The organism is Mesorhizobium sp. Cs1299R1N1, assembly GCF_037179655.1.
GTDB classification, from domain to species: domain Bacteria; phylum Pseudomonadota; class Alphaproteobacteria; order Rhizobiales; family Rhizobiaceae; genus Mesorhizobium; species Mesorhizobium salmacidum.
Genome location: NZ_JAPYKR010000004.1, coordinates 389,544 through 414,196 on the forward strand (window position 1 = coordinate 389,544; position 24,653 = coordinate 414,196).

The 24,653-nt window shown below is 61.8% G+C and carries 29 protein-coding genes; 12 read left to right on the plus strand and 17 right to left on the minus strand.

The genetic code is table 11. The features are described from left to right. Positions 1 to 2: 2 nt before the first annotated feature. The 5 genes from blaOXA to gatB form a co-directional block, all read right to left on the minus strand. Positions 3 to 830 (minus strand): class D beta-lactamase, encoded by an 828-nt coding sequence (gene blaOXA / locus O7A70_RS11735; RefSeq protein WP_337140513.1) that lies wholly within the window; start codon positions 828 to 830, stop codon positions 3 to 5. Between the two features lie 143 nt (positions 831 to 973). Next, entirely contained in the window at positions 974 to 1,342 is a 369-nt protein-coding gene (gene yidD / locus O7A70_RS11740; RefSeq protein ID WP_027145025.1) for a membrane protein insertion efficiency factor YidD, read from the minus strand. Between the two features lie 309 nt (positions 1,343 to 1,651). Beyond that, positions 1,652 to 2,350, minus strand: a complete 699-nt coding sequence (locus O7A70_RS11745; RefSeq protein ID WP_140503516.1) for an AIM24 family protein — start codon at positions 2,348 to 2,350, stop codon at positions 1,652 to 1,654. Positions 2,351 to 2,489: 139 nt separating this feature from the next. Further along, positions 2,490 to 2,984, minus strand: coding sequence for a GNAT family N-acetyltransferase (locus tag O7A70_RS11750; protein ID WP_337140514.1), 495 nt, complete (start codon positions 2,982 to 2,984; stop codon positions 2,490 to 2,492). Between the two features lie 4 nt (positions 2,985 to 2,988). Beyond that, entirely contained in the window at positions 2,989 to 4,488 is a 1,500-nt protein-coding gene (gene gatB / locus O7A70_RS11755; RefSeq protein ID WP_337140515.1) for an Asp-tRNA(Asn)/Glu-tRNA(Gln) amidotransferase subunit GatB, read from the minus strand. A gap of 281 nt (positions 4,489 to 4,769) precedes the next feature. On the opposite strand from gatB, the gene O7A70_RS11760 reads away from it, so the two are divergent. Further along, positions 4,770 to 5,027, plus strand: a complete 258-nt coding sequence (locus O7A70_RS11760) for a YjhX family toxin (protein ID WP_337140516.1) — start codon at positions 4,770 to 4,772, stop codon at positions 5,025 to 5,027. A 46-nt stretch (positions 5,028 to 5,073) separates the two neighbouring features. Here O7A70_RS11760 and O7A70_RS11765 read toward each other — a convergent pair whose 3' ends face one another. Together O7A70_RS11765 and O7A70_RS11770 are read right to left on the minus strand one after the other, a co-directional pair. Next, positions 5,074 to 5,505, minus strand: coding sequence for a CBS domain-containing protein (locus tag O7A70_RS11765; protein WP_337140517.1), 432 nt, complete (start codon positions 5,503 to 5,505; stop codon positions 5,074 to 5,076). Between the two features lie 86 nt (positions 5,506 to 5,591). Further along, positions 5,592 to 6,347 (minus strand): rhomboid family intramembrane serine protease, encoded by a 756-nt coding sequence (locus O7A70_RS11770; protein ID WP_337140518.1) that lies wholly within the window; start codon positions 6,345 to 6,347, stop codon positions 5,592 to 5,594. A 433-nt stretch (positions 6,348 to 6,780) separates the two neighbouring features. On the opposite strand from O7A70_RS11770, the gene O7A70_RS11775 reads away from it, so the two are divergent. The 4 genes from O7A70_RS11775 to O7A70_RS11790 all read left to right on the plus strand — a co-directional run bounded on the left by O7A70_RS11775 (position 6,781) and on the right by O7A70_RS11790 (position 10,114). Next, complete coding sequence (locus O7A70_RS11775) at positions 6,781 to 7,416, plus strand: PAS domain-containing protein (protein WP_027145032.1); 636 nt, start codon at positions 6,781 to 6,783, stop codon at positions 7,414 to 7,416. Positions 7,417 to 7,530: 114 nt separating this feature from the next. Further along, complete coding sequence (locus O7A70_RS11780) at positions 7,531 to 8,148, plus strand: PilZ domain-containing protein (protein WP_015318053.1); 618 nt, start codon at positions 7,531 to 7,533, stop codon at positions 8,146 to 8,148. 284 nt (positions 8,149 to 8,432) lie between these two features. Beyond that, positions 8,433 to 9,041, plus strand: a complete 609-nt coding sequence (locus O7A70_RS11785; RefSeq protein WP_337140520.1) for a transglutaminase-like cysteine peptidase — start codon at positions 8,433 to 8,435, stop codon at positions 9,039 to 9,041. A gap of 320 nt (positions 9,042 to 9,361) precedes the next feature. Next, a complete protein-coding gene (locus O7A70_RS11790) occupies positions 9,362 to 10,114 on the plus strand; it encodes an NYN domain-containing protein (RefSeq protein ID WP_337140521.1) in 753 nt (250 codons plus the stop codon). Between the two features lie 209 nt (positions 10,115 to 10,323). On the opposite strand, the gene O7A70_RS11795 is transcribed toward O7A70_RS11790, so the two are convergent. Together O7A70_RS11795 and O7A70_RS11800 are read right to left on the minus strand one after the other, a co-directional pair. Beyond that, on the minus strand, positions 10,324 to 10,851 hold the full coding sequence (locus tag O7A70_RS11795; protein WP_337140522.1) for a gamma carbonic anhydrase family protein: 528 nt from the start codon (positions 10,849 to 10,851) through the stop codon (positions 10,324 to 10,326). A 19-nt stretch (positions 10,852 to 10,870) separates the two neighbouring features. Continuing rightward, positions 10,871 to 11,206 (minus strand): DUF6949 family protein, encoded by a 336-nt coding sequence (locus O7A70_RS11800; protein ID WP_337140523.1) that lies wholly within the window; start codon positions 11,204 to 11,206, stop codon positions 10,871 to 10,873. A 152-nt stretch (positions 11,207 to 11,358) separates the two neighbouring features. Between O7A70_RS11800 and O7A70_RS11805 the strand changes: the two genes are divergently transcribed. Next, positions 11,359 to 12,090, plus strand: a complete 732-nt coding sequence (locus O7A70_RS11805) for a hypothetical protein (RefSeq protein ID WP_337140524.1) — start codon at positions 11,359 to 11,361, stop codon at positions 12,088 to 12,090. A 54-nt stretch (positions 12,091 to 12,144) separates the two neighbouring features. Here the strand turns inward: O7A70_RS11805 and O7A70_RS11810 are convergent, their stop codons facing one another. Both O7A70_RS11810 and cysE read right to left on the minus strand, forming a co-directional pair. Beyond that, on the minus strand, positions 12,145 to 12,348 hold the full coding sequence (locus O7A70_RS11810; RefSeq protein ID WP_006200852.1) for a DUF3126 family protein: 204 nt from the start codon (positions 12,346 to 12,348) through the stop codon (positions 12,145 to 12,147). 146 nt (positions 12,349 to 12,494) lie between these two features. Next, a complete protein-coding gene (cysE, locus tag O7A70_RS11815) occupies positions 12,495 to 13,343 on the minus strand; it encodes a serine O-acetyltransferase (RefSeq protein ID WP_027145038.1) in 849 nt (282 codons plus the stop codon). Between the two features lie 133 nt (positions 13,344 to 13,476). Between cysE and O7A70_RS11820 the strand changes: the two genes are divergently transcribed. Continuing rightward, a complete protein-coding gene (locus tag O7A70_RS11820; RefSeq protein WP_337140525.1) occupies positions 13,477 to 14,073 on the plus strand; it encodes an HD domain-containing protein in 597 nt (198 codons plus the stop codon). Between the two features lie 45 nt (positions 14,074 to 14,118). Here the strand turns inward: O7A70_RS11820 and O7A70_RS11825 are convergent, their stop codons facing one another. From O7A70_RS11825 to O7A70_RS11835, 3 genes are read right to left on the minus strand one after another with little or no spacing between them, the layout of a single operon-like run. After that, positions 14,119 to 14,886, minus strand: coding sequence for an alpha/beta fold hydrolase (locus O7A70_RS11825; protein ID WP_337140526.1), 768 nt, complete (start codon positions 14,884 to 14,886; stop codon positions 14,119 to 14,121). Between the two features lie 19 nt (positions 14,887 to 14,905). Next, a complete protein-coding gene (locus tag O7A70_RS11830; RefSeq protein WP_140503494.1) occupies positions 14,906 to 15,469 on the minus strand; it encodes a DUF192 domain-containing protein in 564 nt (187 codons plus the stop codon). 23 nt (positions 15,470 to 15,492) lie between these two features. Beyond that, a complete protein-coding gene (locus O7A70_RS11835; protein ID WP_337140567.1) occupies positions 15,493 to 16,089 on the minus strand; it encodes a cold-shock protein in 597 nt (198 codons plus the stop codon). A gap of 216 nt (positions 16,090 to 16,305) precedes the next feature. On the opposite strand from O7A70_RS11835, the gene gloA reads away from it, so the two are divergent. After that, positions 16,306 to 16,746 carry a lactoylglutathione lyase gene (gloA, locus tag O7A70_RS11840; RefSeq protein ID WP_027145507.1) on the plus strand — a complete coding sequence of 147 codons (441 nt, stop codon included), beginning with the start codon at positions 16,306 to 16,308 and terminating at the stop codon, positions 16,744 to 16,746. A gap of 127 nt (positions 16,747 to 16,873) precedes the next feature. Next, complete coding sequence (locus O7A70_RS11845) at positions 16,874 to 17,167, plus strand: DUF2218 domain-containing protein (RefSeq protein ID WP_027145506.1); 294 nt, start codon at positions 16,874 to 16,876, stop codon at positions 17,165 to 17,167. A 44-nt stretch (positions 17,168 to 17,211) separates the two neighbouring features. On the opposite strand, the gene O7A70_RS11850 is transcribed toward O7A70_RS11845, so the two are convergent. Then, positions 17,212 to 17,766, minus strand: coding sequence for a DUF1697 domain-containing protein (locus tag O7A70_RS11850; protein ID WP_337140527.1), 555 nt, complete (start codon positions 17,764 to 17,766; stop codon positions 17,212 to 17,214). After that, positions 17,763 to 19,019 carry a threonine ammonia-lyase IlvA gene (gene ilvA / locus O7A70_RS11855; protein ID WP_337140528.1) on the minus strand — a complete coding sequence of 419 codons (1,257 nt, stop codon included), beginning with the start codon at positions 19,017 to 19,019 and terminating at the stop codon, positions 17,763 to 17,765. Before ilvA ends, O7A70_RS11850 begins: the two co-directional genes overlap by 4 nt. 399 nt (positions 19,020 to 19,418) lie before the next feature. On the opposite strand from ilvA, the gene O7A70_RS11860 reads away from it, so the two are divergent. Together O7A70_RS11860 and O7A70_RS11865 are read left to right on the plus strand one after the other, a co-directional pair. Next, entirely contained in the window at positions 19,419 to 20,492 is a 1,074-nt protein-coding gene (locus O7A70_RS11860) for an alpha/beta hydrolase (protein ID WP_442921177.1), read from the plus strand. 134 nt (positions 20,493 to 20,626) lie between these two features. After that, positions 20,627 to 21,787 carry an alpha/beta hydrolase gene (locus tag O7A70_RS11865; protein WP_337140530.1) on the plus strand — a complete coding sequence of 387 codons (1,161 nt, stop codon included), beginning with the start codon at positions 20,627 to 20,629 and terminating at the stop codon, positions 21,785 to 21,787. Between the two features lie 18 nt (positions 21,788 to 21,805). On the opposite strand, the gene ade is transcribed toward O7A70_RS11865, so the two are convergent. Further along, positions 21,806 to 23,623 carry an adenine deaminase gene (gene ade, locus O7A70_RS11870; protein ID WP_337140531.1) on the minus strand — a complete coding sequence of 606 codons (1,818 nt, stop codon included), beginning with the start codon at positions 23,621 to 23,623 and terminating at the stop codon, positions 21,806 to 21,808. A 248-nt stretch (positions 23,624 to 23,871) separates the two neighbouring features. Here ade and O7A70_RS11875 point away from each other — a divergent pair, with 248 nt between their 5' ends. Continuing rightward, positions 23,872 to 24,534, plus strand: coding sequence for an outer membrane protein (locus O7A70_RS11875; RefSeq protein ID WP_337140532.1), 663 nt, complete (start codon positions 23,872 to 23,874; stop codon positions 24,532 to 24,534). The last annotated feature ends 119 nt before the right edge of the window (positions 24,535 to 24,653 follow it).

A 24,653-nucleotide genomic window follows, 5' to 3' on the forward strand; every position in this document is an offset into this window, starting at 1 on the left:
GATTATTTCACCAGCAGCGGCAGATCCTTCAGGAACGCGGCCCGCGTCTTGAGCCCTTTGGGCATATCGGTGCGAGCGGCATCGACAACCAGGCGCGCGAAGACAATCTGCTGACCATCCTTCTTCGCCCAGCCGACGAACCAGCCGAGCGAACGCATATCCCTGATCTTGTCGGCATCGTTAGCCAGCCTTGTACTGCCGGTCTTGCCTTGCACGGTCCAGTCTCCGGCCTGGAATGTCGGGATTATGGCCGACGTCATGCCGTAGGCCTTGGCTGAAACCGGCAGCTTGCGGCCCAGCAGCTTGCGCAGGAAATCGACCTGCTCGACCGGCGTGATCTTGAGCGAGGAGTTCACCCAGGAATGGGTCAGCCCGTCATGCTTGCCGGGATCGCCGGAAACGTCACCGTTGCCGTAACCGAATCTAGAAACATAGCCGGCGAAATTCTCAGCCCCAAGCCGACGCGTAATCTCCCGAGAATACCAGATGATGGAATCGCGTTCCCATATCACCGGATCGACGGTCTTCCGATCCCGCTTCACCGCGTTGAATTCGGGTTTATAGTCCCAGCTTGGCGTGTGCTCGTCGCCCAGGATGCCGGCGTCGTAGCCGATCAGCGAAAGCGGCACCTTGAACGTCGAAGCCGGGCTGAAGCGCTGGTCACACACCCCTTCCTGGTAAAGCGTCTTGCCGGTTGCGGCATCGGCGATCAGCGTGCACCGCACATCCCTGAGCGGCGCTGACTGCGCGCGCATCGGAAATCCCAGCAGCCAGGCGAGCAGGAACAGGACTCCGGCAAAGATGAAAGGAAGACGGTCGACGTTGCGCATGGGATGCTCACTCCAGGAGGGGTTCGCGAGCGGGCTTAGCGGGGTCTCTTGTCTCGATTTTGTCTCAAATGCGCAGTTGTCGTGCAGGCTTGCGTTAACCCTACCGGATCGTAAACCGGAGCGGCGCGACCAGCGCCTCACCCTTACGCTTCGCCGCGCTTACGGCCGATCCGCCAATACCGCCACGGCAAGAACCATACGTAGCGGGACGCCAGCACCTCCGGCACGAGGTCGATGCCGTGCGTGCCGAATGGGCCGCAGCGCAGCACGCGGAACAACCCCATCCAGCCGCCGGCCCACAGGCCATGGCGGGCGATCGCCTCATGTGCGTATTCCGAACAGGTCGGCAGATGCCGGCAGGAATTGCCGACAAAGCCGGACAGCGTCAGCTGGTAAAGCCGCACGAGCGACGTGCCGAGCAAGCGGCCGGGCGTCTTGCGCCACGGGCCGGGCCAGTTGCGGCCGCGCCTCGACGCTCCGGCTGTATGCGCATGCCCGTGCTGGTCGCCCACTGCGATCTCCGCGTTTCCAGGTGATAGATGTGAGCTTCCGCCGAAGAACGCAATCCCGCTCGCCCGCCGTCACGGGTGGTAACGGCGAAATGGCCGCCGGGCGGCCGGAGGTGCCCACCGGCCAGGGGGGAGATCGCGGCCGCCAGCGGCGTTTTCCGACGGCACCATCAAGACGTAATTAGCGACGATCTATGACAAGACGGGAACGGGCGACCAGCGGGAGCTTGAACTGCCGATACGCGAGTTGTCGCCACCGCTGCGCTCGCGCTGACCCTGGCCGTCATCCATCCCGCTTGCGGTTCCGCGAGCCTACTCCTCCGTCGGCATATGCAGGTACATCGACTGGATGCCGACCCTGCCCGGGCCGGTGAAGCGGTTGACGATGAAATTCATATTGGCACCGAAGAAGCCGCTCGACAGCCGATCGATCTTGGTTTCCATCCTGACCGAGGCATCCTTGAACAGCCAGCCGCCGGGTTCGATGTCTATGGTTTCGCCTGGAGCAAGCGTCTTTTCAAACACGTTGCCATAGCCGTGCAACCAGACGATGCCGTCACCGGTATCGCCGCGAAACCGGTCGATAAAGAAGCCGCTTTGGCCAAACAGCATCGTCGCCAGGCCGCGTACGCGCTCGAATGTGTAGTCGACGTTGCCGGTGGCGGCCAGAAACTGGTGCTCGCGCACCTGGATCTCCTCGCCTCGCCGCAAGTGAATCGGCACGATGTGACCCGGCCCGTCACGGCTGAACGCGATGATGCCCGCTCCCGAGGCCTCGGTAACGAAGATCTGCATGCCGGCCATCATGCGCTTCAGCGCACCCTTCAGCGATTTCAGGCCGATGGTGATCGTGGAATTTTTCCACAGCAGGATGTGGTGCTCGAAATAGACGGGCATCCGCGTCACGTCGACGGAAAGCACAGGCACCAGTTCGCCCGCTATGTGATAGGTGACGCCACCAAAGGTTTCGTCCGACACCTCGGTCGGCATCAGTTCCGGCAGACTTGGCATGGCTCCCCCAAAGCCGTCCTGCGCGCCGGTTTATTCCGGCTTCGCGCGGGTCGGCCTAAGCAGCTTTGGTGCCGGACGTCAGGGCCGTCAAACGAAAACAGACCCCGGGTCGTGCGCTCGCGCGAAGGTGATCACGTGCTCAGGCGGCAAGTACCCGTTCATAGATCAGCGCCGGGATGGCCGAGCCGGCGGCCCCGCAATTCTCGGTGCGCCCGGCCTGGACGAAGCCATTGGCCTGATAGAAGGCAACGGCGCGGGTGTTCTTCTCTTCCACTTCGAGCCGAATGGCGTGGGCTTCCGGAAAGCTCTCGATGATTTCGTCGAGGAGCATGCCGCCAATGCCTCGGCCCTGCAGCGAGGGAAGCACATAGATCTGCCTGAGCATGACCACGCCACCGTCGCCGACGGCTTCGGCAAACGCCATGCCGCCAATGCGCTTGCCGTCATCGGCAACGAGGAACTCGCTGCTCGGCTTAGCCAGCCTCGCCTTCAATGAGGCAATGGAGTGCCATTCATTGGTGATCTCGGTGACCCGCTCGGCACCGTAAATCGCGTCATAGGTGGCATGCCAGGTCTCGACCAGCAACGCCCGTATGGCAGCGAGGTCGCGGTCTCCGGCGGTGCGGACGAACATACCTTTACTCGATACCCAGCTTGGCCTTGACGAGATCGTTGACAGCCTGCGGATTGGCCTTCCCGCCGGTCGCCTTCATCACCTGGCCGACGAACCAGCCGGCCATCGTCGGCTTGGCGCGTGCCTGTTCGACCTTGTCGGGATTGGCCGCGATCACCTCGTCGACCGCCTTCTCGATGGCTCCGGTGTCGGTAACCTGCTTCATGCCGCGGGTCTCGACCAGTTGGCGCGGATCGCCGCCCTCGTTCCAGACAATCTCGAACAGGTCCTTGGCGATCTTGCCGGAGATGGTGCCCTCCTTGATCAGGTCGATCACCGCACCGAGTTGGTCAGGCGAAACCGGAGCGGATTCAATGTCCTTGCCGGCCTTGTTGAGAGCGCCCAGCAGATCGTTGATGACCCAGTTGGCGGCGAGCTTGCCGTCGCGCCCGGCCGCCACCTTCTCGAAATAATCGGCGATCGGCTTTTCCGACACCAGAATCGCTGCGTCGTAGGTCGAGAGGCCGAGCGAGGAGATCAGCCGCATTTTCTTGTCATCGGGCAATTCCGGCAATTCCTTGGCCAGGGCATCGACATAAGCCTGGTCGAATTCCAGCGGCAGAAGGTCGGGATCGGGGAAATAGCGATAGTCGTGCGCCTCTTCCTTGGAGCGCATCGAGCGCGTCTCACCCTTGACGGCGTCGAACAGCCGCGTTTCCTGATCGATCTTGCCGCCGTCCTCGAGGATAGCGATCTGCCGGCGCGCCTCATAGTCGATGGCCTGGCCGATAAAGCGGATCGAATTCATGTTCTTGATTTCGCAGCGGGTGCCGAATTCGCCACCTGGCCGGCGCACCGAGACGTTGACGTCGGCGCGCAGCGAGCCTTCGTCCATGTTGCCGTCGCAGGTGCCGAGATAGCGCATGATGGTCCGCAGCTTGGTCACATAGGCCTTTGCCTCGTCGCCGGAGCGCAGGTCGGGTTTCGATACGATCTCCATCAACGCAACGCCGGAGCGGTTGAGGTCGACATAGGACATGGTCGGATGCTGGTCGTGGATCGACTTGCCGGCATCCTGCTCCAGGTGCAGGCGCTCGATGCCGACCTCGATATCCTCGAACTCGCCCTGGCGGTCGGGACCGACCGAGACGATGACCGTGCCCTCGCCGACGATCGGCTGTTTGAACTGCGAGATCTGGTAGCCTTGCGGCAGGTCCGGATAGAAATAGTTCTTCCGGTCGAAAACCGACTTGTGGTTGATCGCCGCCTTCAGCCCCAGACCGGTGCGGATCGCCTGCTTGACGCATTCCTCGTTGATGACAGGCAGCATGCCGGGCATGGCCGCATCGACCAGGCTGACATTGGCATTGGGCGCGGCACCGAAGGCGGTCGAGGCACCGGAGAAGAGCTTTGCCTCCGAGATAACCTGTGCGTGCACCTCGAGACCGATGATGATTTCCCAGTCACCGGTGGCGCCGGAGATCAGACGTTTTGCATCAGGGGTGCGAGTGTCGATAAGGGACATGACGGCCTACAGATTTGAACTTCGGAATATGCACATAACGCATATTTTTGGTGTGGAACTTCGCTAGTGCAAACTGTCTTGCGAGACAAGCGCAAAGCCGCAGTCTGGCCTTCCCGGCCGTTTTCCCCTATAGGACGCTCATCCCAATGGAGAGTGGATGTCCACTTACGCTCAGTCCCGGTAAGGCCCTGACCTCGTAGCGAGGCAGGGCAGAAAACTTGAAACCCCGTGCCGCGAAGCTTCGCGGCGGCGGCATTTTTTGTTTTCCCGGAAACTCTCTCATGGATATTTCGCGCACTGAACAGCGCATCCTGCACCTGCTCGCGCAGGGCGGACGCATTGAAATCGAAAAGAACGACAGGAAAAGGATCGCTTCCGTCAAATGCCTGATCCGCGACGGCTGGCATTATCCCGATGTCGATCTCGACCTTTTTCGAAAATTGAAACGCAAGAAGGCGGTTTCGTCCTCTAGGGGCGGGCCTTACCGCATCACAAGACGCGGGCTCGCACTCGTCCGCTCCGAACTCGACAACGGGTAGTCTTGGTGCCGCCGGCCGGCATTCGGCCGGCGGTTCCCGTCACCGCTCAGGCGGTGGCGATGTAGGCCCGGATTTCCGCGGCCTCGCGCTCGACGTCCTCGATGCGGCGCTTGACCACGTCGCCGATGGACACGATGCCGTCCAGCAAGCCGTCCTTTTCCACCGGCAGATGGCGGAAACGACCCCTGGTCATGATCTCCATCACCTCGTTGACTGTGTGGTTTTCATTGCAGATCTTCACCTTCGGCGTCATGGCCGAACGCACGGGGATATCGAGCGCGGCGCCGCCTTCCCTGGCAAGCACGCGCACGATGTCGCGTTCCGACAGAATGCCGACGATCTTGCGATCGCCATTGGTGATGACCAGCGCCCCGATCCTGTGCTCGGAGAGGATTCGGATGGCTTCGCTCAGTTTTTCGTTCGGCCCGAGCGTCAATACGTCATGGCCTTTTTGCTCGAGAATGGCCTTAACCGTCATGGCGTCCTCCTCTATTTGCCAACCGGTTGCTGCCCTGACCGGCTTTCACATAAGAGTGAACATCGTGCGCCGTGATCGGTTGCATTTCAAGTCCGGTCGGAGGTCTCCCAGTCAGGCGCTTGCCATCCCCTGTCGAACCGGCGCAGGCCGAAAAAGCCCGCGAGAAAGCCGCCAATATGAGCCTCCCAGGCGATCTGGCCGTCGATGCCCGGCGCGAATCCGAGAAGGCCGGTGGCGAGATTGATGATCATCCACATGGCCAGGAAAATGACGACGCCGCGCGAACGCAGCACGATCGCGACCGGCAGCACCGGGCCGGCGAAAGCCGCCTTGCCGGCCGAGCGGTCGGTGCGGAAACCAAAACGCGCCGCAGCCCCCATCATGCCCGATATGGCGCCCGATGCGCCGACCAGCGGCGCTTCTCCATAGGGATGCATCGCCCAGAAGAGCGCCACCGAAGCCAGTCCGGTGACGGCAAAAAACAACGCGAACCGGAGCGCGCCGAGACGATTGGCCAGCGGCGAGCCGAATGCGGCGAGCCAGACCATGTTGATGGCGATATGGGCAAAGCCGCCATGCATGAAGGCGTAAGTGAAAGGTCGGGTGAAAAGGAACCAGTCGAAGCCATATTGGCCGGTATAGAGGACCGGAATGAAAGCCCCGTCATACAGCAGCGTCATCTGCTGGGCGTCGTTCAGCACATATTGCTGCAGCAGATAGACGATCGCGCAGATGCCTATCACCGCCAGCACGATCGGCGGCAGGTTGAACACCGGCTCACGCGCCGGTGGCGGCATGGTCTCGGCCGTTTCGGGCTCGGACGGATATTGCGGTTCGCTCATCTGCAATCGCACTCGATATTGGTTCGCTCTGGGCTGGTTCGGTCTGGCGTGGTTCGGTCTGGCCAGCATCTAGATCACCGCCGATGGAACCGCAAACGGCGAATCGTCCCGCTCCGAATCAGGGACGCGAATCAAAAAAGAAGCCGTCCAGGGTTTCCCCTGGACGGCCGGTCGAGCCCCCTGCTCCCCTAAAACTCTTGACTGAAGTGCTGCCGATCGTCGCGAAACGACCGCTTCTGGAGTGGCTTTTGTGTGCCACACGGCTTGCCAGGGCGCAACGTAAACCAATTGTTAACCTTAACGGCCCCGACCCGTGAACAAGTGTTAACGACGCTGGCACGCTTCCTGCTCCCCAACGCATGTAGGTCATCGGAGGGCGCCCTTCTGTTCACCGATGGGACATCAGACGACAGAATGCGCGGAGCTTTTTAGTATGAACCAAAACGGATCGATCACGCTGTTCCACTATTGGAACCGCCTGCGTGACGGACGCCCCGCTCCGAAGCGATCGGAAGTCGAGCCGGCCGATATCAAGTCGCTGCTGGCCGATACGTTCATCCTGGAAAGGGACACGCGCGGGCAGCCGGTATTTCGTCTGGCCGGCACCAGGCTCTGCGCCTGCTACGGCCGCGAACTCAAGGGGTTCTCTTTCCCCTCGCTATGGCGCGAGAAGGATCAGCGGCTGGTTTCGCGGCTGATCCACGGGGTCTTCGACCAGAAATCCGTCGTGCTGATCAATTTCGAGGGCTTCAGCCGCAACGGCCGCTCCAACAAGTTCGAATTGCTCGCCTTGCCGCTCGATGGTGGCATTGAAAATCCGCGCTGTCTCGGCGTGATCAGCGCCGTTGAGAAGCCGTTCTGGCTGGGCGCCGATCCGATCACCGACGCCTTGATCGATTCCATACGCGTCATCGATCCGGAGAAAGAGCTGCTGAACAACCGTCCGGCGATCGACGTTCCCTCGCTCGTTCCCGACGAAATCGGGGCGCCTGACACGATCTCGGCGCTTGGCCGGGCGCGCCGCATTCGCCATCTCGTCGTGTTCGACGGCGGGCGCGAAGATAGTTGATGATCACACAGTCCCGCTGGCTCGTTTTTCCCCTTTGTTAACCCGCTTTGTTGTACTTCTCTGACGAAGTCCCTTGCATCGACGCGCGGGATGCCAAACGGGGTGTAGGCAGTCATGAGGTCAGCGGCGGTCGACTACGCGCCGTCCCAAGCTGAAAGGCGTAACTTTCAGCGCGTCCGGGTCAAGATATACGGACGATTCATGCTGGAGGACCGCACCGAGCACCCGTGCCAGGTCGTCGACATGTCGCCCGGCAACGTCGCGCTTCGCACAGACCGCATCGGCATGCCCGGCGAGAAAGTCATCGCCTATATCGATCATATCGGCCGCATCGAAGGTGTGTTGACACGCACGCTGCCGGACGGCTTCGCGATGACGGTGATTGCGTCCGACCGCAAGAAGGACAAGCTCGCGGCGCAGTTGACATGGCTTGCCAACAAACACGAGCTCGACCTGCCGGAAGACCGCCGCCACGAGCGCGTCTCGCCACGCAACCCGACCAGCGTCCTGCAGCTCACCGACGGCCGTCAGTATCAGTGCCGGATCATCGATCTGTCACTGTCCGGCGCCGCGATCGAGATCGACGTCAAACCGGCGATCGGCGTCCAGGTCATGCTCGGCACGATGCGCGGCCAGATCGTCCGGCATTTCGAAGACGGCGTCGCCATCGAATTCGCCGTCATCCAGCGCCCCGAAACGCTCGATTCCGAATTCAACACGCCGCGCGCCTGATCAGGCCGCAAAGCACGCCCGTCAAGCCGGCCCTCGCGGCCGGCTTTTTGATTCCGGGGTGCGGCGATCGATATGTCCTCGGATGGCAGGTTCCATAGTTTCAGAAATGGTCCGCGCGAGGCCGAATTCGCAGAAAACCAGCCCAGCAATCCAAACAATTCAATACTCAAAAGATTCAAATTTTATGTTTATTCTACGGGCGTTTTACTTAAAATCTACTTCGCGTTTTTGCGTCGAATAAATCCACATGTGGCAATGTCTCCTTCGAACGGGGAGACTGAATAATGAAAAAAGCGAGGGGCAAGCTGTTGCTGATGGCAATGGCGATGCAGCTTTCCGCCTGGGGATCAGTATATGCCGCGGGACCGGCCTATATGCATACCGGCGGACGCACCACGCAGCCTGTTGGCCATTATGAATTCTGCCAACGCATTCCTGGCGAATGCAACGAGAAGACCCCCAAGGGAGAGCCGGTCGACCTGACCCGCAAGCTATGGGCGACGATCGTCAGCATCAACAATTCGGTCAACACCCGCGTCAAGCCGCGCACCGACATGGAAAACTACGGTGTCGAGGAATACTGGGCCTACCCGGACAATGGCTATGGCGATTGCGAGGACTATGCGCTGGAAAAGCGCCGCGAGCTGATGGATGTGGGCGTGCCGGCCGGAGACCTTTTGATGACGGTTGCGCGCCAGCCGAACGGCGACGGCCACGCGGTGCTGACCGTACGCACCAGCCTCGGCGAGTTCATCCTCGACAATCTGGAAACCAAGGTGCTGTCCTGGACGGATACCGACTACACCTATCTCAAGCGTCAATCGACGGAAAATTCCGGCGTTTGGGTGACGATCAACGACGGCCGTTCCGACGCGGTCGCCAGCGTCCGCTGAGGACGCCAACAAGGTCAGGCGCGTTGCACGACGCGCTGAACGAGAAACCCGGTCGAGTCCCCACCCTCCCCGTCCCCAACGACCGGGTCAAAGGAGCCGGCCCCGTCCCCGGGCCGGCTCCGCCATTTCTGGGACGATCTCACGCGGACATCGCCAGCACATGATCTGGCTTTGCGCTACGCTTTCTTCCTCCGGAATGTCGTGTGGTTTGATCCTCGACGGCCGGATCGTTGGTCGGTATGGTCTCGATTGCTTCTCCGCATGAGATAAGCTCGCCGGTTGGCGATCATCGACAGCGCGTTAGTCACCGAAGGTGCCGCATGCCGACCGAACCCCGATCACCACGCCTTGCTGTTCTTATCGACGCCGACAACGCTTCAGCAAAGATTGCCGACGGTCTGTTCGAGGAGATCGCCAAGATCGGCGAGGCTAGCGTTCGTCGAATTTACGGCGACTTCTCAACTGCTCGGTCGAAGGGTTGGGCCGACATCCTGTCCAAACACGCGATCATACCGCAGCAACAGTTCGCTTATACCGTTGGCAAGAATGCGTCTGATATCACTCTGGTGATCGACGCCATGGACCTTCTCCATAGCGGTCGCTTTGACGGCTTCTGTCTGGTTTCGTCCGACAGCGACTTCACGAGGCTTGCTGCCCGCATCCGTGAACACGGCGTTGATGTGTTCGGCTTCGGTGAGCGGAAAACCCCGGAGAGCTTTCGGCAGGCATGTCGCCGTTTCATCTATACTGAAAACCTCCTGCGTGGCGCAACGAGCGTTCAGGATACCGCGCCGGCAACGAAGCCACTTCAATCACCGAACGCCGCGACGCCAATCCTTAGGAAAGTTATCGGCCAGATGGACAGCGAGGACGGCTGGGTGTCGCTGAGTAATTTTGGAAAACAGCTCTTAAATCTTTTCTCGGATTTCGATCCCCGCACCTACGGTTTCGGGAAGCTGAGCGACCTAGTGCGGGAGACCACAGCTTTCGAAATCGACAAGCCCAGCGGCGGAGCCATGCGAATACGCATCAACACTGCCGCCACGAAGAAAGGGAAAAACAAATCAGGGTGAGCTGAACCCGGACGCTTCTGTACCTATGGCTTCGCAGCCGCAGTATCGTTCGCTATCCCGCACAGTTTGGATCATGGCCATGCTGGAAGTCCCCGAAGATCGATGCGAGCGCCACCGGGTGTTCAAAGCAATCGACGATGCCTTCAAGGCACGGACAGCCGGAAACCATAAGCGCAACCGGTGGCCGAAGGCGTGCGTCGGCCGAGAGTTCAGACCTTCTTCAGCCCCGCCTTGAAGCGCCTGGCGTTGGCGACGTAGTGCGCGGCCGAGGCCCGCAGCCGCTCGACCGCCGCGTCGTCCAGCACCCTGATCGCCTTGGCCGGCGAACCGACGATCAGCGAATTGTCCGGAAACTCCTTGCCTTCGGTGACCAGGGCGCCAGCGCCGACGAGCGAATTCTTGCCGATCCTGGCGCCGTTCAGCACGATGGCACCCATGCCGATCAGGCTGTTGTCACCGATCGTGCAGCCATGAAGCACGGCGCGATGGCCAATCGTACAGCCCTGTCCGATGGTCAACGGAAAGCCGGGATCGGTGTGCATGACGGTATGTTCCTGCACATTGGTGTCGGCGCCGATGACGATGGGCTCGTTGTCGCCCCTGATAACGGCGCCGAACCAGAAGCCAGCATTGCGGCCGATCCTGATGTCGCCAATCAGCGTGGCATCGGGCGCGATCCAGTTCGAGTCCGCGTCGGCGAAGCTCGGCTCCGTTCCATCGATCGCATAAAGCGGCATTGTCGGTCTCCGAATCGTCTCAGGCTGGAAACCCTAGGAGACGGACCGCCCATGAAGCAATGGCGAGCAAGACGATGCCCAGCGCCAGGGACCAGGCAATAGCGGTGCAGCCGCACGACAAGAGCGCCGCTGTCGAAATGCGGTTCTGGCGCCGCGCATCAAGGGCATCGTTGACCAGCATGAACGGCCCGGCGCCGGCAGTGGCAGCCAGTGAGCGCAGCACATGCGAGGGCGACACATAGGGCTCGGTGAAGGCGACCTTGCGCCCCGATACCAGTTCCATTGTCGAACCGGTCAGCCCGCAAACCGTCAGCCCGACGACAAAAGCGAACAGCAAGAGCTCCATCTGGGCCATATTAACCCTCCATTTACCATGAAATCGCACAGTCGTTTCAGGACGGCAGCAAGAGCCGTGCCTTGCGATGTGTGCCGTCAAGGGACACCGGGATGGCGGACACCCGGATGGCGGACACGCGGATGCGGACAGGTGGTGGGACGAGGACCGAGATGAAGCAGGCAGCGATCGCCGACGGCCCAGAACTCACCGTGGTCGATTCCATGCTGATGAAGCGGGTGTTCTACGCGTTCGCCGCACTTGCGTTGCTGTCGATAGTCATCAGCCTTGGCGGCAAATGGTTCGGCCGTTCCATTGCCATGGCCGGCTACACCGACGACGCGACCGTGCGCGCGGTGGTGATCGGCAACAACAACATCACCGTGCCAGCCAATTTCATCCGGTTCGAGCAGGCCCGGCGCGACGGCATCGCCTCGCGCCTCGACCTCTATTTGCGCTATCCCCAGATGGACGGCTACAGCGAGGCGTCGCGCGATGATTTCAATCACGCCGGGGCCAACAGGAACATCATCTTCCTGTCCTTCGAGCAGCAGATGATGTCGCGCGACATGAGCGGCCGGTTCGGGCCGATCTACAGCGCGCTGATCGTCCAACCAGGCATTCCAGGACCCGGCGGCACGACGGTCTACGGCTTCAATGAGAAATCAGGCTATCTGAACGAGGTGCTGGTCGTCGGCAAGCGTGGGGGCAAGGACCCCTTCGTGGCCCGCTGCCTCAGCGGGCCGAGCGCCGGCGAATCGCTGGCTCCTTGCGAGCGGGACATCCATGTCGGGGATGATCTCAGCCTTACCTATCGCTTCCCGAAGGAATTCCTTGGCGACTGGCAGACGCTCGATGCGGCGATCGCGGCCGAGGCGGGGCGAATCCTGAAGACCGGACACTGACCGGCTGAAAGCGGCCCGGCCGCGCTCGACGCGGCCTGCCGTGGCATTGCCGGCTCAGGCCAGGTCGATGTCCAGGATCGCCATCGAGAAATTATAGTCGCCATCGTCCTCGTCCTTGAAGACGATGCCGAGGAATTCGTCACCGACATAGACTTCGGCCGAATCTTCCTTGCGCGGCCGTGCCTTGACCTCAAGTTTGGGGTTCTGGAAGACGCGCTTGAAATAGGCGTCCAGCTTTCTGATTTCGTCCGGCTTCAACAGTCTTCTCCGATCATCGGCTTGCTCGTTTGAACGGCGCTTCTGGCACGTCGACAATGGCGATGTAAAGGCAAGCCGGCCTTATTGCACCGGAAGCGGCAGCACCACCGGGCAAATCGCAATCATGCGGGGCAACTGCCAGCAAATCAGATATCGAAACTGATCACGTGGTCCATCTTCTGCGACGGCAGAAGCTGGTCCATCTGGCGCGAAGGCTGGTCGCAACCGGTCTCGCCGACCACGCGGGCCGGCACGCCGGCAACCGTCTTGTTGTGCGGCACAGGCGACAGCACCACCGATCCGGCGGCAATCTTGGAGCAATGGCCGACCTCGATGTTGCCGAGAATCTTGGCGCCGGCGCCAATCAGCACGCCATAGCGGATCTTGGGATGGCGGTCGCCACCGGCCTTGCCGGTACCGCCCAGCGTCACGCCGTGCAGGATGGACACATCGTCCTCGATCACCGCGGTCTCGCCGACGACGAGGCCGGTGGCGTGATCGATGAAGATACCCTTGCCGATGCGCGCGGCCGGATTGATATCGGTCTGGAAGACCGCGGACGAACGGCTCTGTAGGTAGAGCGCGAAATCCTTGCGGCCGTGGTTCCACAGCCAATGCGCCAGCCGATGGGTCTGGATGGCGTGAAAGCCCTTGAAATAGAGCACCGGCATGATGAACCGGTCGCAAGCCGGGTCGCGGTCATAATAGGCCTGGATGTCGACGCGCACCGTGGTCGGCCAGTCCTTGTCGTCGGCAAGCATCGACTTGAAGGTCTGGCGGATGAGATCGGAGCCGATATCCTGATGGGCAAGCCGCTCCGCGATCCTGTGGACGACAGCCTCTTCCAGGCTCTCCTGGTTGAGGATCGTCGAATAGAGGAACGCGGCCAAAAGCGGGTCGCGGTTGACCGCTTCCATCGCTTCGTCGCGGATCGAACGCCAGATCGGATCGACCGGCTGCAACGCGCTGTGGCGGGAAATGCTGATGCTGTTCATCGACGTCTCGTCCTGCGTCCTGCTAGTCTGCTGTCATCGGGGCCGCACATATAAGCCAGATCATAGCACGATTGAACTCAATTTTCCTTAGTGCTGTGTCAAATGGATTTGGTTCGCGGGAATTCAAGCAGCCATGGAAAACGAACCCTTGATCGACGACGCCCTGAAAACCGAACTTTCGGCGCTCTACGCCGCCGAGGAACGCCACTATCACAACCTCGCGCATATCGAGGCAATGCTGGCGCTTGCTCGCGACTATCGGGGAGAGCTCGGCGACCCCGAAGCCGTCGAAGCGGCGATCTGGTTCCACGACGCCATCTACGACAGCAGGGCCAAGGACAATGAGGCGCGAAGTGCCGCCCTTGCCGAGAAAAAGCTCGCCGGCCGCATCGATGCCGGCCGCATGGGCCGCATCAGCGCTATGATCCTGGCCACCGCCACACACCAGCTGCCGCTGTTCGACGACGCGGCAGCGATACGCGACGCCAGCCTGTTTCTCGACATGGATCTGTCGATCCTGGGTGCCGCGCCTGAGGCGTTCGACGCCTATGAACACGCGGTCCGCCGCGAATATGGCTGGGTGGAGGAGCCGATGTGGCGTGCCGGCCGCGGTGCGGTGCTGAAGACCTTCCTTGCCCGACCGCATATTTTTCACACGCAGGAGTTCCGGCAGCGCTTCGAACCGCAGGCAAGGCTGAACATTGCGCGGTCGCTGCAAGCCTTGACGTAGCTTAGTTTCGGAATCCGAGGCGCCTCGTCCCCAGAAACCGGCCCCTCAGAGCGGATTTTCGGCGTAGAACTCCAGCACCCGTTGCTTGAAGGTCTTGTCCCCGACGGCCAGCATATGGTCGCGGCCCTCGATGTGGAAGGCCCTGGCGTTGGGCATCAGCGCCGCAAGCTCGTCCGGCGATCCGCCAATGTCGTCGGTGGTACCGACCGCGACCAGCGTCGGCTGGGCTATGCGGGCAATATCCTCTTCACCAAGCAATTCCCGTGAGGTGACGATGCAGGCGGCAAGCGCTCGGCGGTCGCTGCGGGTCTGGTCGGCGAAGGCGCGAAAAGCGCGACCGCGTGAATGGGTGGTCGCGGCCGGATCCTCCGCAAGGAGAGCGGCGGCGATCGGATCCCAATCGCCGACGCCGTCGATCATGCCGATGCCGAGGCCGCCAAAGACCAGCGTCGCCACCTTGTCCGGGTCGGACAGTGCCAGGAAGGCAGAAATTCGCGCGCCCATCGAATAGCCCATGACATGGGCCCGTTCGATGCCGAGATGATCGAGCAAGGCAGCGGCATCCGAAGCCATTTTCGCGGGTGTATAATCGGCCTCGTCGTAACTCTTGGATGACGAGCCGTGGCCGCGATTATCGAAGGCGATGGCGCGATAGCCGGCATCGTTGAGCGTCTTGAACCAGCCGGGCGACACCCAGTTGACATAGTGGCTCGAGGCGAAGCCATGGATCATCAGCACCGGATCGCCCTCGCCCGATGCCGGTTGCCGGTCGAGGAAGGCTAGATCGAACCCGTCATGGGAGAAAAACTGCATCGGAAGGCGGTCCCGGCGCTCAATCAGAATCGACGTTCGGAGAATCGCCCTTGTCCGCGGGCGGCATGCCAGGACCCGGAGCCGTGCCGATCGCCGGATGGCGCAGCAGATCGCCATCCGCGATCCCGTCCCTGGCGGCAGTGCCAGCCTTGAGTTCGAGCACGAAGCGGACCGGTTCGCCGGGCGAGACGATCGCCTCGGATTGCGGCTCACCCTGCTTGATCGCGCGGATCCTGCCGTCCTGACCGACAAAGATCAGATCGAGCGGCATCGGCGTATTCTTCATCCAGAAACTGACGTCGCGTGTCTCGTCGAAAACGAACAGCATGCCATGATTGGCGGCCATGTCCTCGCGAAACATCAGGCCGGCTTCCCGCTCGGCCTCTGTATCGGCGACTTCGATCGAGAAGGAGCGTTTGCCATTCTTGGTCACAACGACCAGCGGCGCGGGATCGACCGGAAGGATCATCGCCCGGCCATCGGCCGCGCTGGGTACCTGGAAATAGAAGAATGCAGCTGCAGCGACTATGACGGCGGCCACAGCGCATACCACGCCCGTCGTCAGCCCGTTCCTGTGTCTCATATGAAATCCTCGGCCGGATCGCCCTAGTGCGAGACCGGCAAGGTGCCCATATCGGGGTGAATTTCGGCAGCCATAAGGCCTTTGTCACCGCGGCCGAAACGGACAAGTACGACCTGGCCCGGCCGAAGCTCGGTGATGCCGTAGCGGCGCAAGGTCTCCATATGAACGAAAATGTCCTCGGTGCCCTCGCCGCGCGTCAGGAAGCCAAACCCTTTGGTGCGGTTGAACCATTTGACCAGAGCGCGTTCGAGCCCGCTCTCCGGCGTCACCGAGACATGGGTGCGCTGTTCCTGCATTTCCGCGGGATGGACGGCGGTGGTGACATCCATGGAAAGCACACGGAAGGCCTGCAGCCCGCGCTCGCCCTGCTTCACAAGACAGACCACGCGCGCGCCTTCCAAGGCTGTCTGAAAGCCGTCCCGTCGAAGACAAGTCACATGGAGGAGGATATCGCCCGAAACACCGTCATCCGGAAGGATGAAGCCATAGCCCTTGGCCACATCGAACCACTTGATAGCGCCGGCAATTTCGACGAGGTCGGCGGCGTCGCCGCCCTCGTCGCGTGTCAAGGCGTCGCCAAGGGTATTGGCCCGCCCCGTCAAAGAGGCCTTTTCCCCCATAAGAATGCCCCCTTTATTCAAGAACACCGCAACTGATTCTTGACACCAGATTAACACCGCGGCTTCCGGTGTGTGCAAGACCTGACGTGCCTTTTTTCACGGTTCATTGCGGCAATACCGGATTTGTTCTTTGCCGGCGCGGCCTGACCCCGGCGATTGCCCTTTGACCGGGCCGACCCTATGTTGCGCCGCAACCCAACAGATCGAGGAAAACACATGCGCTATCTGCACACCATGGTCCGCGTCGCCGATGTCGATGCCTCGCTCGATTTCTATTGCAACAAGCTCGGGCTGAAGGAAGTTCGCCGCTATGAAAACGAGCAGGGCCGCTTCACGCTGATCTTCCTGGCCGCTCCGGAAGACGAGCAGAGCGGCATCGCCGACAAGGCGCCGCTGGTCGAGCTGACCTACAATTGGGATCCGGAAGACTACAAGGGCGGGCGCAATTTCGGCCACCTCGCCTACGAGGTCGACGACATCTACGCCACCTGCCAGCGACTGATGGACAATGGCGTCACCATCAACCGGCCGCCGCGCGACGGCAACATGGCCTTTATCAGGTCGCCGGACGGCATCTCGATCGAGCTTCTGCAGAAAGGTCCGGCCAAGGCCAAGGCAGAACCGTGGGCGTCGATGGCGAATACCGGAAGCTGGTAATCGATCACCTTTTCGAGTGGCCGGCGGCCACTCCATGGTGTTTCGCCAGGTTGTGCCTATCTATGCGCCTATGGCGCCTGCCCTGAAGAGCAGCGCCACGTCTTGAGATAGCTTCGGAGAACCCTTCATGCCGACCAGCCACGCCAATGTCTCCACGGCGCACGCAAGCCGCTATCTGCAGCAGCTGTGCAAACATTGGGCGCACAAGTTTCCCGTCGAGTTCGACCCCAATCACGGCGTCATCGACCTTTCACTCGGCCGCACGGTCATGGACGCCGACGGGGCAGCGCTGCACATCACGGTTTCGACCGACGAGTCCGCTTCGATCGAGCGCCTCGAAAGTGTCGTTGCCGACCACATCAAACGCTTTGCGTTCCGCGAAGAACTGGCCTTCGACTGGAAACGCGCCGAGGCGGCGTAGTTCGTTCATGCGTGTCGCCGCGCATTCCCGGCGAGACGCGTGGATCAATCGCTTCCGGACTTGCGCGCCATTTCCAGCAGCGCCAGCACTGAGCGCCAATTGCGGGCCGTGCCCGGCACTTTCAACGTGCGCGGAATGAGGCCGGCGAACACCGATTTGCCGAGCCCGTCCGGCGCGCTGAGATAGAGCACATCGCCCTTGACCTCGAAACGCTCGGGACCCGTGCACTTTTCCGCCAACCGCGCCACCTCATCGGCGGTCGGCTCACGCTCCAGCGCGTAGGCGTGGAGCTTCGTGTGGTCAGCGGCCGCTTCCGGATAGGGATTTTCGCGCACCAGCCGTTCGAACCATTCGAAATCGCGCACCATGATGCGCGAATGGAAACCCCATTTTTCCTCGAAAGCCGCCTCGATCTGTTTGGTCAGCGCGGCGGCGTCGCCCTTGTCAGCGCGGAATACGGCATTGCCGCTCTGCACGTAGGTGGAGACATCGGAAAAACCGAGACCCTCGAAGAACGACCGCAACTCCGCCATCCTGACGATGCGGTTGCCGCCGACATTGATGCCGGAAAACAGCGCGATGAAGATCTTGCCGCTCATATTATGAAACCCGCCAATGTCTCATTGTCTGTGATGTCCTGATACTGGACGCCCTCGGCCTCGAAATTCGCCTTCAGCAGGTCGAAATTGCGCCGATCCTTGGTTTCGATGCCGATCAGGACCGAGCCAAAATTGCGCGCCGACTTCTTCAGATATTCGAAGCGGGCGATATCGTCGTCCGGACCCAGCATGTCGAGGAAGTCGCGCAACGCGCCCGGCCGCTGCGGAAAGCGGATGATGAAGTATTTCTTCAGGCCTTCGAAGCGCAGCGCCCGTTCCTTTACGTCCGGCAGCCGCTCGAAATCGAAATTGCCACCTGATACTACCGCTACAATGGTCTTGCCCCGGATTTCCTTCCTGGAAAAATCCTTCAGCGCATCGATCGCCAGCGCGCCGGCGGGTTCCAGGACCACGCCTTCGACGTTGAGCATCTCGATCATGGTCGCGCAGAGCCGGTTTTCCGGGACCAGCCGCACGCTGTCGGCCGCAAACTCCTTGAGATAGCGCAAAGGTTCGCGGCCGATCTCGGCGACCGCCGCGCCGTCGACGAAGTTGTCGACCTTGGCGAGCTTCAGCCGTTTTCCCGCCGCAAGGCTCTCGCGCAGGCTCGGCGCGCCGGCCGGCTCGCAAAACACGAACTGGGCCTCACGGCCCTGATCGGCGAAATAGTGCGTCACCCCGGCAGCCAGACCGCCGCCACCCACCGGCAGCATGACGATGTCGGGCATGCGCGCGCCCGGCATCTGGTCCGCGATCTCATAGGCAACCGTCGCCTGGCCCTCGATGATGTCCTTATGGTCGAAGGGCGGCACCATATGGGCACCGGAGCTCTCGGTGAATTCAAAGGCGGCGCGATAGCAGTCGTCGAAGAAATCGCCGACCAGCCTGATCTCGACGAAGTCGCCGCCAAACAGCCTGGTCTTGTCGATCTTCTGCTGCGGGGTCGTCACTGGCATGAAGACCACGCCCTTCTTGCCGAAATGGCGGCAGACGAAGGCAAAGCCCTGCGCATGGTTGCCGGCGGACGCGCAGACGAACAGCTCGGCCTGGTTGCCTTCGCCAAGCGCCTTGCGGAAGAAGTTGAAGGCGCCGCGGATCTTGTAGGAGCGCACCGGACTCAAATCCTCGCGCTTCAACAGCACCCGGGCGCCGGTCTTTTTCGACAGATAGTCATTTTCCTGCAGCGGTGTCTCCGGGAAGATCTGGCGGATCGCAGATGCGGCGGTGGCGACGCGCGAGGAAAAGCTGGTCATGGCAAGATCATCCCGGGATCGCCCGCGGGCGAGTTAGACGATAACCGTATTACACATCCGGCCCGGCAAGACCATTGCTGGGTCGAGCCCGCGCCCGCAACGGCGCCGTCCCGAAATGCTAGCAAGCACTTGGGGACGTTTGTTCATGTTTTCTCGCATCGAGCCGAGCCGCGCATTGGTGGGCGCCTGAATGCGACATCCGGCCGAGATGCGGGCGCCTGCCCTCTGCGGCGTTACGGCCTTGCCGCCGCTTTGGCTTTCGCGCAACAGTGCGAAGGCCGTCGCGAGGCGCCGACCGCATTTCGGCTGGACACGACTTACTTCCGCCGCACTTGGCCTGCTGGGGAGATATCGCGGAGGGTGGACGGCCCTTGTTTGGGCTCGAGTGGAATTTTTATCGTGCATTTGAAGACGATTTGCATTCTTGCGCTTGCGCTGCTGGTGGCGGGCTGCGGCGGCCGCAAAACCGAGGAACTGCTCGGCAGCGCGGTCATGTCGGCGCCGGTGACGGAAATCGCGGGCAACCACTCGATCTTCATTGCCACGACCCGCAAGCCCTCCGACGACCCCAACAAGGTTTTCGACGGCGAACGCTCGGCGACGCTCAACTACGCCCGCGTCAACGTCACCGTTCCCGGGCTCCACACGACCGGCCAGATCGAGCGGCGTTCACGCGGCAAGTCGGACGATCCGGCAAAGTACTTCATGGCTTCCGAGGTCGTCGGCTACGACACCCAGCCGAAATTCTCCAGCGCGCTCAACGCCGACATAGCGGCGCGCGGCGGCCGCGTGATGGTCTTCGTCCACGGCTACAACACCGGCTTCGACGACGCCGTCTACCGCTTGACCCAGCTTGTCCATGATTCCGGCTATCCCGGGACGCCGGTGCTGTTTTCCTGGGCCTCGGGCGCCAAGACCACCGACTATGTCTATGACAAGGAAAGCGCCAGTGCCGCCCGCGACCAGCTCGAAGTGACCTTGCGAATGCTGCAGCAGTCCGGTGCGCGGCGCATCGACATTGTCGCCCATTCGATGGGAACCTGGGTGACAATGGAAACGCTGCGCCAGATGGCCATCAGCGGCGATCGCGATCTTGGCGGGAAGCTTGGCGATGTGGTGCTGGCCTCTCCCGACATCGATGTCGATGTGTTCAAGAGCCAGATGCGCCGCTACGGCAAGCCCGACAAACCGTTCATCCTGCTGTTGTCGGACGACGACCGCGCGCTGAGGTTGTCCGGCCTGATCGCCGGCTCGCGGCCGCGCGTCGGCGATTACAAGGATGCCGCCGACCTTGCCTCCTACGGCGTGACGGTCGTGGATCTCTCGAAGGTCAAAGGCAGCGACAGCTTCAATCATACGAAATTCGCCGACAATCCGGCACTGGTGAAGATGATCGGCCAGCGGCTGCGCGAGGACGATGGTTTCGCCAGCGACCGGGACGTGACCGACCGCATCAGCCTGCTTGGACAGTAGATGCGGCGTCGCGGTGCCTGTTCACCATCGCCGAACCATTGGCCTACTTTGAACTGGACCGCGCCCGTCTCTGGCCTTATCGGAGTATCGAGCGACGTCATGCGTTTGACGTCCCCTTATGCGGGAGCCGACGCGTGGCCTTGCGCTTGAAGAGTTATGGTGTCGTCGCGTTCGCGCTGCTGGTCGCTGGCTGCGCTGGAAACACGCATGATCTGCTCAACAAGACGACGGTCACCGTGCCGGCATCCGATATTGCGGCCACCCATGAAATATTTGTCGCCACCACCCGCCAGAAGGCGGCGAAGGATCCGCGGCAGGTCTTCGACGGCGACCGTTCCCTGACCACCAGTTTCGCGCGGGTCGATGTCACGGTTCCGACGAGCCATCAGGTCGGCAACATCGAGCGCGCCAAGGGTTCGGCCAACAGCAACCCGGCCAAGGATTTCACAGCCAGGGATGTCACCTTCTATGAAGGCGCGCCGCAATTCGCCAAGGCGGTCGGCGCCGACATCGCCATGCGCGGCGACCGTGCGCTGGTTTTCGTGCATGGCTTCAACAATGGTTTCGACGACGGCATCTACCGGCTGACGCAGATCGCCCACGACACGAAATATCCGGGTACGCCGGTGCTGTTCTCGTGGGCGTCGAGCGCCAAGACGACGGGCTATATCTACGACAAGGACAGTTCCACCGCCGCCCGTGACGATCTCGAGGCAACGCTCAGGATGCTCGCCAAGACGCGGGTCAAGAGCATCGACATCATTGCCCATTCGATGGGGACCTGGTTGACGATGGAGGCGCTGCGCCAACTCGCCATCACCGGCGACCGCGATCTCGGCGGCAAGCTGGGTTATGTCATCCTTGCCTCACCGGATATCGACGTCGACGTGTTCAAGAAGCAGATGATCCGTTACGGCAAGCCCGACAAGCCGTTCGCCGTGCTGCTTTCAGGCGACGACCGGGCTCTCAAATTATCCTCGTTCATCTCTGGCGACAAACCGCGCGTCGGCGACTATGGCAATGCCGCCGACCTCGCCTCCTATGGGGTGGCGGTGGTCGACCTGACCAAGACCAGGGGCGGCGACGGCGGCCTCAACCACGCGAAATTCGCCGACAACCCGTTCCTGGTGCAATTGCTCGGCAATAGGCTTCGCACGCCGGCGGGCCTCGCCGCGGACGAGGACCCCGCACAGATCACCAATATCGGTCAGGGCCTGGGAAAGGTCGTCGGCTCGGCTGCCGAAGTCATCATCACGACGCCGTTCAAGGTGCTGACCATCGCCACCGGCGGGTGAGCAGCCAAGAGCGGACGCTCAGACGAATAGATCGACTTTCTGGAACGTCGTTACGTCGATCAGCCCGACGTCGGAAATTCTCAACTCCGGAATGACCACCAGTGCCAGCAGCGAGTGCTGCATATAGGCGTTGTTCAGGGAACAGCCCATCTTGCGCATTGCCTCGGTCAGTTTCTCAGCCTTGGCAGCGACGATCTCGGCGCGCTGGTCCGACATCAGCCCGGCGATCGGCATTTCGACCAGCGCCAGTTCCTTGCCCTTGGAGAACAGCACAACCCCGCCGCCCACTTCCCCCAGCCGGTTCACGGCCAGCGCCATGTCCTGCTTGTTGGTGCCAACGCAGATGATGTGATGGGCGTCATGGGCGACGCTGGAGGCCATGGCGCAGTCGGCCATGTAACCAAAACCGGAGACGAAGGCATTGGTGACGCCACCCGTGCCCCTGTGACGCTCGACCAGCGCGATCTGGCAGACGTCGTTGCGGCGATCCATGGCGACCAATCCGTCCTCGACCGGCAGATCGGCCTCCAGCGCGCGCGTCGGTGCCTGGTTCTCGATGACGCCGATCACCCGCACCCGCACTTCGTTGGCGCCCTTGGGTGCCGCGATATCGAAATCGCCGGCCTTCAGTTTCTTGCCCAATTTGACGGTGTTCTTCGCCGTCTTCGGATAGTCATAGGCCGGGATATCGATGTCGAGCTTGCCGCCCTTGGCCAGCCTGACGCCGCGCGCATAGACCTCGTCGATGCTCATTGCGGCGAGATCGGAGACAATCAGCAGGTCGGCCAACCTTCCCGGCGCGATCGAACCGATCTCGCGTTCCAGCTTGAAATGAAGGGCGGTGTTGAGCGTTGCCATCTGGATCGCGGTCACGGGCTTCAGACCTTGGCTGATGGCGTGGCGCACCACCCGGTCCATGTGTCCCTCATGCACCAGCGTGCCGGAATGGCTGTCGTCGGTGCACAGGATGAAGTTGCGCGGATCGATGCCGCTTTCCGTCACCGCCTTGATCTGCGAGGCAACGTCGTACCAGGCAGAGCCCAGCCGCAGCATTGCCTTCATGCCCTGGCGTACGCGGGCGATTGCGTCCTCGGCGCGTGTGCCCTCGTGGTCATCCTCGGGTCCGCCGACGACATAGCCGTGGAACGGCAGACCAAGATCGCGCGAGGCATAATGCCCGCCAACCGTCTTGCCGGCTTTGACCGTCGCGGCGATCTCGCCCGACATCACCGGATCGTTGGCGGCGACGCCCGGGAAATTCATCACCTCGCCAAGTCCGATGATGTTTTCCCAGCCCATCGCTTCCGCGACATCGGCGACCGTCAGTTCGGCGCCGGCATGTTCGAGCCCAGGCGCCGAGGGCACGCAGGACGGCATCTGCACATGCACGTTGATGGGCATGGCCACGGCCTCGTCATGCATCAGCCGCACGCCCGGCAGGCCCAGCACATTGGCGATCTCGTGCGGATCGATGAACATCGAGGTGGTTCCGTGCGGGATGACGGCACGGCAAAATTCGGTGACCGTCACCATGCCGCTCTCGACATGCATGTGCGCGTCGCAAAGGCCGGGCACGAGATAGCGTCCGCCCGCGTCGACCACCTTGGTGCCCTGCCCGATCGTGTGGCCGGCATTCGGCCCGCAATAGGCGAAGCGACCGCCTGAGATGGCGATGTCGGTGCCGGCGATGATCTCGCCCGAATGGACGTTCACCCAGCGCCCGTTGCGGATGACGAGATCGGCGGGTTTGCGGCCCATCGCGACATCGACCAGATCGGTCGCCATTTCGGTCCACGGTTTGGGTTTCGTCGCGCGAGCGGGCGGCTTCGTGGCCATCAAAGACTCCTGTTTGCCCGACTGTGCCAAGCCGACGGCGTTTTGGCCAGCGAGGAAGAAGGGATTTGCCTGGAGATTGCCGGATTACTGGGGTTTCAGGTCGACTTCGACCTTGGCGTTGCCGGCTGAAATCCGCTCGGCGATGCGCTCGACCTCGCCCTAATCACCTTTGCGGAAATCCGATTCCGTTTTGCCGCAGATCAGGTTATGTTCCGATCCAGGATATTTGACTCTTCTCGGGGGGTTCGATGCATTGCCTGGTCGCAAGTGCCGGTCTTCTTGCAGTCCTGTCCGTGCCGGCCTTCGCTGCCGACGCGACAGTCGACTTGCCGATGACCGCGCCTGGCTTCGACTGGACCGGCTACTATGCCGGCCTGCAGGCGGGATATGGCTGGGGCCGCTCCGAGATCACCACGACGGAAGGCGCGCCGTTTTCCATCACGCCCGACGTCGACGGCGGGTTCGTCGGCGGCCATGTCGCCGGCCTCTGGCAGTTCGATCAGGCCGTGCTGGGCGCCGAGGCGGACCTCAACTATTCCTCGGTGGACGGCACGGCGCAATCAGGCTTGGGAGACACATTCGGCGCCGAAATCAAGTGGTTCGGGTCGGTCAACGCCAAGGCCGGCTTCGCCGTGGACCGCCTGCTGGTCTACGGCATCGGCGGCATAGCGTTTGCCGACATCGAGACGTCGCAGACCTCGGGGCCAGGGTTTGACAACACGCGCACAAATGTCGGTTGGACCGTGGGCGCGGGCGTCGATTACGCGCTGACCGACAAGTTCGTCGTCGGCGCGCAATATCGCTATTACGATTTCGGCTCAGAGAACCATGAGGCGCCAGCCCCCTTCAGCGATCGCGATCAGAGCGTGAAACTGAACACGGTCGGCGTCAATCTCAGCTACAAGTTCTGAACGTGGCCACCGGGCGTCGTTGCTGGACAAGCAGCGCGCGGACCTGCCTTGCCGGATGTGGGGCGGCCGGCGCTCCCAAGTGGGCGGGGGGATGGGTTGGGCCTGAGAGGCGCCGGCCA

Bases quoted from the DNA above. Each gene is read 5' to 3' on its own strand.
- blaOXA (WP_337140513.1), bottom strand. From the start codon at position 830: ATGCGCAACGTCGACCGTCTTCCTTTCATCTTTGCCGGAGTCCTGTTC.
- O7A70_RS11745 (WP_140503516.1), bottom strand. From the start codon at position 2,350: ATGCCAAGTCTGCCGGAACTGATGCCGACCGAGGTGTCGGACGAAACC.
- O7A70_RS11750 (WP_337140514.1), bottom strand. From the start codon at position 2,984: ATGTTCGTCCGCACCGCCGGAGACCGCGACCTCGCTGCCATACGGGCG.
- gatB (WP_337140515.1), bottom strand. From the start codon at position 4,488: ATGTCCCTTATCGACACTCGCACCCCTGATGCAAAACGTCTGATCTCC.
- O7A70_RS11760 (WP_337140516.1), top strand. From the start codon at position 4,770: ATGGATATTTCGCGCACTGAACAGCGCATCCTGCACCTGCTCGCGCAG.
- O7A70_RS11765 (WP_337140517.1), bottom strand. From the start codon at position 5,505: ATGACGGTTAAGGCCATTCTCGAGCAAAAAGGCCATGACGTATTGACG.
- O7A70_RS11770 (WP_337140518.1), bottom strand. From the start codon at position 6,347: ATGAGCGAACCGCAATATCCGTCCGAGCCCGAAACGGCCGAGACCATG.
- O7A70_RS11775 (WP_027145032.1), top strand. From the start codon at position 6,781: ATGAACCAAAACGGATCGATCACGCTGTTCCACTATTGGAACCGCCTG.
- O7A70_RS11780 (WP_015318053.1), top strand. From the start codon at position 7,531: ATGAGGTCAGCGGCGGTCGACTACGCGCCGTCCCAAGCTGAAAGGCGT.
- O7A70_RS11785 (WP_337140520.1), top strand. From the start codon at position 8,433: ATGAAAAAAGCGAGGGGCAAGCTGTTGCTGATGGCAATGGCGATGCAG.
- O7A70_RS11790 (WP_337140521.1), top strand. From the start codon at position 9,362: ATGCCGACCGAACCCCGATCACCACGCCTTGCTGTTCTTATCGACGCC.
- O7A70_RS11795 (WP_337140522.1), bottom strand. From the start codon at position 10,851: ATGCCGCTTTATGCGATCGATGGAACGGAGCCGAGCTTCGCCGACGCG.
- O7A70_RS11800 (WP_337140523.1), bottom strand. From the start codon at position 11,206: ATGGCCCAGATGGAGCTCTTGCTGTTCGCTTTTGTCGTCGGGCTGACG.
- O7A70_RS11805 (WP_337140524.1), top strand. From the start codon at position 11,359: ATGAAGCAGGCAGCGATCGCCGACGGCCCAGAACTCACCGTGGTCGAT.
- cysE (WP_027145038.1), bottom strand. From the start codon at position 13,343: ATGAACAGCATCAGCATTTCCCGCCACAGCGCGTTGCAGCCGGTCGAT.
- O7A70_RS11820 (WP_337140525.1), top strand. From the start codon at position 13,477: ATGGAAAACGAACCCTTGATCGACGACGCCCTGAAAACCGAACTTTCG.
- O7A70_RS11825 (WP_337140526.1), bottom strand. From the start codon at position 14,886: ATGCAGTTTTTCTCCCATGACGGGTTCGATCTAGCCTTCCTCGACCGG.
- O7A70_RS11830 (WP_140503494.1), bottom strand. From the start codon at position 15,469: ATGAGACACAGGAACGGGCTGACGACGGGCGTGGTATGCGCTGTGGCC.
- O7A70_RS11835 (WP_337140567.1), bottom strand. From the start codon at position 16,089: ATGGGGGAAAAGGCCTCTTTGACGGGGCGGGCCAATACCCTTGGCGAC.
- gloA (WP_027145507.1), top strand. From the start codon at position 16,306: ATGCGCTATCTGCACACCATGGTCCGCGTCGCCGATGTCGATGCCTCG.
- O7A70_RS11845 (WP_027145506.1), top strand. From the start codon at position 16,874: ATGCCGACCAGCCACGCCAATGTCTCCACGGCGCACGCAAGCCGCTAT.
- O7A70_RS11850 (WP_337140527.1), bottom strand. From the start codon at position 17,766: ATGAGCGGCAAGATCTTCATCGCGCTGTTTTCCGGCATCAATGTCGGC.
- ilvA (WP_337140528.1), bottom strand. From the start codon at position 19,019: ATGACCAGCTTTTCCTCGCGCGTCGCCACCGCCGCATCTGCGATCCGC.
- ade (WP_337140531.1), bottom strand. From the start codon at position 23,623: ATGGCCACGAAGCCGCCCGCTCGCGCGACGAAACCCAAACCGTGGACC.
- O7A70_RS11875 (WP_337140532.1), top strand. From the start codon at position 23,872: ATGCATTGCCTGGTCGCAAGTGCCGGTCTTCTTGCAGTCCTGTCCGTG.